Origin of the sequence: Pseudomonas fluorescens, from assembly GCF_902497995.1 — a bacterium.
GTDB lineage: Bacteria > Pseudomonadota > Gammaproteobacteria > Pseudomonadales > Pseudomonadaceae > Aquipseudomonas > Aquipseudomonas fluorescens_BK.
The window spans coordinates 1-1,192 of the sequence record NZ_CABVII010000058.1; the positions used below are offsets into that span (position 1 = coordinate 1).

The 1,192-nt window shown below is 54.4% G+C and carries 1 protein-coding gene; it reads right to left on the reverse strand.

The genetic code is table 11. The features are described from left to right. Positions 1 to 16: 16 nt before the first annotated feature. Positions 17 to 1,108, reverse strand: a complete 1,092-nt coding sequence (locus F8N80_RS30875) for an IS630 family transposase (protein WP_150785335.1) — start codon at positions 1,106 to 1,108, stop codon at positions 17 to 19. Between the last annotated feature and the right edge of the window lie 84 nt (positions 1,109 to 1,192).

Below are 1,192 nucleotides of genomic sequence, written 5' to 3' on the forward strand. Positions count from 1 at the left end.
CTAGTGGCCTGAGCGGCTAATTCATTAATTTATTTTTTATCACGCTCAGCTTCGCCTTGTGTACCGAGCTGATAATGGCTTCAGCTGTTTTATTCCACTTGAACGGCTTGGCTGAGAACTCATTGTGGGCCTCGATGAATTGGCGAATAGCTGTCTTCAGGTCGGCAACGCTGGTGAAGGCACCCCGGTACAACGCTCGCCTTTCCAGTTGTGCAAACCAGCCTTCCACTGCGTTCAACCAGGACGCGCTGGTCGGTGTGAAGTGCAATTTGAAACGCGGACGTTTTTCCAGCCACTGCTTGATTGCGACCGTTTTGTGGGTCGAACTGTTATCCAAGATGACATGCAGATCCAGTGCCGGAGGTGTGCTGCGATCAATCTGGTGCAGAAAAGCTAGGAATTCCTTGGCGCGATGGCGTTGCGTGATCCGCCCGATAACTTGGCCGGTCATGATGTCGAATGCCGCATACAGACTCGCTGTTCCATGGCGCTTGTAATCATGCGTCCGACGCTCGACCTGTCCGGGGCGCAGAGGCAACATTGGCTGGGTGCGATCCAAGGCCTGAATCTGAGTTTTCTCGTCCACAGACAGCACCAGCGCGTTGTCTGGTGGATTCAGATAAAGCCCGACCACGTCGACCACCTTGTCGGCGAAATGTGGATCGTTGCTGATTTTAAAGGTCTTCAGACGATGGGGTTTGAGGTCGGAAGCAGCCCAGACCTGACGCACCTGCCAGGTGGTGACTCGCGCATACTTGGCCATCAGGCGAACACTCCAGTGAGTCGCCTCCTTGGGTACGCGCCGGGTAGTCAGTGTGAGGATCTCGTTGACTTTTTCGGCCCCGAGTTTGAGCGGTTGACCACTACGTGGCAGGTCGCTCAAGCCCTCGACGCCCGCCTCCAGATAGCGTTTTCGCCACTTGAACACTGTCGGCGGCGTGACGTTCAACTGCTCGCTGATGACCTTGGGCGTCAATCCATCCGCCAGTAGAAGCAGAATGCGTGCACGCAGGGCGAGGCTCTGTTCCAGCGTACTCATACGCAACCAACCTTGCAGGACAACGAGATCAGAAGGCGTTAAAGCGAAGGGGGAAGTCGGTCGGGCCATGCGCATAACCAAGCCATAATATTGGGCGCTTAGTATATTCCTGACCAAAATATAAATAAATGAATTAACCGCTCATGCCACTAG

What these genes read in the sequence shown, in the direction of transcription:
- F8N80_RS30875 (WP_150785335.1), bottom strand. Translation starts at nt 1,108, where the DNA reads ATGGCCCGACCGACTTCCCCCTTCGCTTTAACGCCTTCTGATCTCGTT.